This is a genomic window from uncultured Subdoligranulum sp. (assembly GCF_937890665.1).
This window is the reverse complement of sequence record NZ_CALADU010000041.1, coordinates 1-5,114: the sequence shown is the minus strand read 5'-3', so window position 1 is coordinate 5,114 and position 5,114 is coordinate 1. Positions and strand designations below refer to the sequence as shown.

7 protein-coding genes are annotated in these 5,114 nt (G+C 51.3%); all 7 read left to right on the top strand.

Annotation, left to right across the window (positions count from 1 at the left end; translation table 11 throughout):
- Positions 1–380 (top strand): tyrosine-type recombinase/integrase (locus tag Q0526_RS02370; RefSeq protein ID WP_298730488.1); only part of this gene is annotated, 380 nt, incomplete at its 5' end.
- Between the two features lie 329 nt (positions 381–709).
- A complete protein-coding gene (locus Q0526_RS02365) occupies positions 710–1,042 on the top strand; it encodes a hypothetical protein (RefSeq protein ID WP_298730486.1) in 333 nt (110 codons plus the stop codon).
- A gap of 11 nt (positions 1,043–1,053) precedes the next feature.
- Complete coding sequence (locus Q0526_RS02360; protein WP_298730484.1) at positions 1,054–1,773, top strand: CpsB/CapC family capsule biosynthesis tyrosine phosphatase; 720 nt, start codon at positions 1,054–1,056, stop codon at positions 1,771–1,773.
- On the top strand, positions 1,770–2,786 hold the full coding sequence (locus Q0526_RS02355; protein WP_298730482.1) for an LCP family protein: 1,017 nt from the start codon (positions 1,770–1,772) through the stop codon (positions 2,784–2,786). Before Q0526_RS02360 ends, Q0526_RS02355 begins: the two co-directional genes overlap by 4 nt.
- A 26-nt stretch (positions 2,787–2,812) precedes the next feature.
- The gene (locus Q0526_RS02350) at positions 2,813–3,616 is read left to right on the top strand and encodes a Wzz/FepE/Etk N-terminal domain-containing protein (protein WP_298730480.1); all 804 of its coding nucleotides are present in this window, start codon (positions 2,813–2,815) and stop codon (positions 3,614–3,616) included.
- Positions 3,613–4,335: a CpsD/CapB family tyrosine-protein kinase gene (locus Q0526_RS02345; protein ID WP_298730478.1), complete on the top strand. Its 723-nt coding sequence runs from the start codon at positions 3,613–3,615 to the stop codon at positions 4,333–4,335. The genes Q0526_RS02350 and Q0526_RS02345 overlap by 4 nt, the downstream gene beginning before the upstream one ends.
- 14 nt (positions 4,336–4,349) lie before the next feature.
- Positions 4,350–5,114, top strand: a 765-nt coding sequence (locus tag Q0526_RS02340) for a hypothetical protein (RefSeq protein WP_298730475.1), incomplete at its 3' end; no start/stop codon positions are given.

Here is a 5,114-nt window from a genome sequence, read left to right as displayed (position 1 = left end):
GAGCCGATGTCACAATGAAAGGGAAAATCCGCACGATCCTGATACCGAACAAACTGTGCCGCAAGTTGCTTAAATATGCCAAGCAAACAAAAACCGCTTCCGGGAAGATATTTTTCACCAGAAACGGTACAGCGTTATCACGCAAACAGATTTGGGCAGAAATGAAAAGCCTGTGCCAAGCTGCCGGGGTGTCGCCGGGCAAGGTGTTTCCCCACAATCTGCGACATCTATTTGCCACTGTGTTTTACCGGGCCTGCCATGACATCGTCAAGCTGGCCGATGTGCTAGGGCACTCCCGCATCGAAACAACAAGAATTTATCTTGTTACTACAGGTTTTGAGTATGCCAAACAGCTCGAACAGCTCGGTTTGGTAAGTTAGACAAAATGGTTCTTTTGTCTAACTGTATTTTCGGCCAGGTGCCGAAAGTGCACAGAAAAGACGCCTGCCGCGATGTCGCGGCAGGCGTCTTTTGGGTTGACAGATCGATATATCGACAAGTTCCATCGATATGGCAAGCAACTATTCTTCGGTTGTAAAAATGAAAAAGAACACTAGATGACGCGATTGCGGTTGCAAATCGACACTTTTCGTGGTAAAATTGGTAGGAATAGTGGATAGATGTCGCCGCTGGTATCGTCAATTATGTAGCATTTAGGACAAAAGAACCATTTTGTCCATTTTCAAATGCGCAGGAGGGGATGGCCTGAATGCCAACAGAGCATGGGAAGAAGTTTGTTTCCGTGTTTGATCCGCAGACCATTGAAAGCTTCTTGAGTATTCGGCAAACTGCAGGAGCGAAACTCGCCACATTGCAACGCTACAGAAATGTTTTGCAAAGTGTTGTGACTTTTTTTGGTGATGAATTGCCTGAGTCGTCGCAAAGCACAGAGCGTTGGCGAGATTACTTACTTCAGGAGGGCTATGCGCTAAACACGGTCAATTCTATGACCAGTGCGCTGAATACCTATCTTACTTACATAGGGTACTCAGGCAAACATGCCCCACATCTCCTTGAGAGGAAAAAAGGAGCGCAAGAGTGAGATGAAAACGTGTGATTGATCTGCATACCCACATTCTTCCGGGGATTGATGACGGAAGCCCGAATGCCGGAACCTCTATGCGTATGCTTCGTCAGATGGCGGTTCAAGGGACCCAAATACTGTGTGCCAGCCCACACTATTATGCAGATGAACAATCTATCCATGAATTTTGCGAGAAACGCGATGTGGCATTTGCAGAGTTTCGTCAGGCGGGACTTGGGGAGTATGAAAATCAGCCGATTGTGCTTCCGGCGGCCGAGGTCGCATTTTTCCCCGGTATCAGCGAGCAGAAGGAACTGGAGCGCCTGTGCATTAAAGGTACGCATACACTGCTGTTGGAGATGCCATTCTGCGAATGGAATGATTTCCAGATCGAAGAAGTAACTTCGCTGTCCTTGGATTTGGGCTATCAAATCGTTCTGGTTCACCCGGAGCGTTTTCTGTTCAGCAAAAACAACCGGAGATTGTTGGAGCGGCTGCAGGAATTGCCGATTGGTATACAAATCAACGCGGGCAGTTTGCTGCGCTGGCAAAGCCGAAAGCAGGCACTGCGACTGCTGCAGGAGGCCGCGTGCCCCTTGCTTGGCAGCGATGCGCACAACATGACGACACGACCACCAAATTTGGGGGAGGGACGAAGTGTGATTGAGCGAAAACTGGGAACTGCCTTCTGGCAGCGAATGCAGGAAAGCGCGGCGCGGCTGACCGGTTGCAGCTTCGCCAGAACATGAGTAGCTACAGAAATCGTCGCATCCGCCGCTCCGATGGAATCAAGGCGGCGGTTGTTGTTGCGGCTGTGATTATCGTTCTGGTTTCTATTGCAATAGGGCTGGATCAATGGCAGCAAAGTCAGGCCCTGCCGGTTTCGGCTGAGGCGACAAACGAAGTTGTCACAGAGGCCGAGCCGGAGCCGATAGAGTATAACGGTATCATGTACACACCACGTCCCCAGTTGGAAACATACCTTCTGATGGGGATTGACGTGGAAGGGCCCGCAAAAGGGAACAGGAGTTACAGCGGCGGCGGCCAGGCCGATGTCCAGCTGCTTTTGGTTGTAGATAACACCAACCAGACATGGCAGGTTTTGCAAATCAACCGGGACAGCATGGTGGAGGTGCAGGTGCTGGGGATGACGGGTGAAGTCCTTCAAACCCAAACCGCACAAATCGCTACGGCCCACGCTTACGGTGATGGTACCGAACGAAGCTGCAGGAATGCCGTGGCGGCGGTTTCGAATATGCTGGGCGGCAAAACCATTGATGGGTATGTGGCCCTGAATATGGACGCGGTTGCCATTCTCAATGATATGGTTGGCGGCGTGCCAGTTACGATCACATCCGATTTTACAGATATCGATCCCAGTTTGCAGGAAGGCGAGACCATAACGCTGCAAGGGCAGCAGGCACTGGTCTTCGTGCGGAGCCGAAAAGGTGTGGACGATGAAACCAACCTGTCGCGCATGGAGCGTCAGCGCCAGTATCTGGCCGCACTGGAAGAGAAAATGGCGCAGCAGGATGAGGAATTTGTGATCCGAGCCTATGATGCAGTGAGTGATTACATGGTGACGGACATGGGAAGCGGAACAGTGGCGGAGCTGGGCGAAAAGATGAAAACCTATGAGGAGTTACCGTTTTTAACCATTGCTGGTGAATCCGGCACGGACGAAGAAGGCAGTGCTACCTACACGCTGGATCAGGACAGCCTTCAACAGGCGATTGTGAGCCTGTTCTACGAGAGAACATAAAAGGATACGCTATGGAAGGTAGAAGCATGGAATACCCAACGCAGCAGACACAGCAAACTGCGCCGGTGCACGCAAACACAACAACAGAAATTGACCTTGTCGAAGTGTTTTACCTGCTGTGGGGACACTGGTGGCAGATTCTGCTTAGCCTGATTGCAGGCGCGGCAATCGCATTTGCAGGAACTTATTTCCTGATCACACCGCAGTATGAAGCATCGGCACGCATCTACATTGTGTCCGCATCCAATGATTCAGTCGTCGACCTCTCGGATCTGCAGGTCGGTACATCTCTTACCGCAGACTATCAGGAGCTGCTTCTCAGTCGGCCGCTGTTACAGGATGTTATCAACAACTTGGGGCTGTCTATGGACTATCAGCAGCTCGAAAGAATGATCAATATCACCAACACAACCGATACGCGAATCCTGCGCATCCTTGTGACAAGCCCCAACCCACAGCAGGCGGCGGATATTGCCAACGAACTGGTGAACCAGGCCAGCATCTATCTGCCAAACGTCATGGAGACAGACCCACCGAACCTGGTGGAAAGTGCAATTGTACCGAACCAGGCCTCCAGCCCCAGCTACTCCAGGAATACTGTGCTGGGTGCACTGCTGGGTGCAATCCTTTGCTGCACGGTGCTGTTGGTTCGCTATTTAATGAACGACACTTTTGTCACACCCGACGATGTAGCACGTTACTTTGGTATTCAACCGCTGGCGACTATCCCGGAAGGTGATCTTGGAGACTTCAATAAGCAGATTAGGAAAAAGAGTCGTAAGTCGCATATGAAAAAAGACACATGGCAAGCGAAGGGAGGGCAGGCATGAAAGAACTTGTGATTCGCAATATGCCGAAACTGCCCTTTGATGTGACAGAAGCCTTGAACCAGTTCCGTATTAACCTGGGCTTTTGTGGCGATGAGGTTAAAACCATCATGGTGACAAGCAGCTTGCCCAATGAGGGAAAGAGCTTCTTGGTTATGCAGCTCTGGCGCATGATGGCAGAAGTCGGTACGCCTACGCTGCTCATTGATTGCGATTATCGCAACTCGGAGATGCGCACCAAATATGGGATCAGCAGTACCGAGAAAATTGTGGGCGGTGCGCATTACCTGGCAGGCAAAGCGGATATGTCGGATGTGATCTATCAGACCAATATTCCCAATGGATATATGATACCAACCACGTCGGCCATCGCTAACCCGACGATTCTGCTGGAAGGGACCCGATTCAGCCACATGATCGAGAGCTGTGCCAAAACATTCAGTTATGTGCTGATTGATACGCCGCCGCTGGGAAGCGTAGCCGATGCGCTGAATGTGGCGCCCCACTGTGATGGCACAGTGTTGGTGGTGCGAAGTGGTGCAACACCGCGAAAACTTGTTGACAATTCGGTTCAGCTGCTCAAGCGGACGGAAACACCGCTGCTTGGCATTGTGCTTAACCGCGCCGATATGAACAGCAAATCGAATATGTATTATCACCGCTATTACCGTTCCAGTTATTACTACAACAGCTATGGCAGCAGAAGCCAAAAGCAAAAGTGAAGGAGGAATTTCACATGAAGAAGAGATTGGTTTCAGGCGTGGTTGCCGTCACGATGGCGGCTATGATGGCTTGCCCGGTGTTTGCGGCCTGGCAACCGAGCAAGACCGTGCAGGAGGTTAACGGCGTACAGGCGTCGGTCACTTCGGCAGATGGCACGACAGCTGATTTGGAAATCACAATGCAGCCGAAAACGGCAGCAAATTCCAGTGTACTGAACGTGGTTGAGGATGCAGAGCCTTATATCAAAGTGACGCCTGTTTCCCAGACACAGGCCGCTAATGAGACGGTCGATGTTGAGTTGCCGGAGCTGGCCTACGCAGAAAAGGCCAATGAGACAACGGAGACGGGCCTTCAGTATTCTGACAATGAAAAAGTCAACCTGATTTTCGAGACCGTTACCCGCTCGACTTCTACCACCCAGTTCTTGGAAAAAGTTGGCGGTAATCTGCTGAATTTGGTCACGGAAGCAGTCACTGCGATTTCGGATGCACAGACTGAGCAGAGTGTGACCATCGATGATTTTGCCCCTGCAGCCCTCTTTGATGTGACGGCTTCGGCTGGTGCCCTTGAGCAGATGGGCGAAAATGGCAGTGTTGATGTTGAGCTGGAGGTTCCCGGCATTACGGCGGAAAGCAATATCATCGCAATCCACTTCCTTGGCGATATGGCAGACGTCGAGGCGGCACGTGAGTCGCTGACCAGCGATTTTGAGAATGCCATCTTGAACTATGACGCTGAGATCCTCGACGCTGTTGCGGGTGATGGCACCGTGACGGTC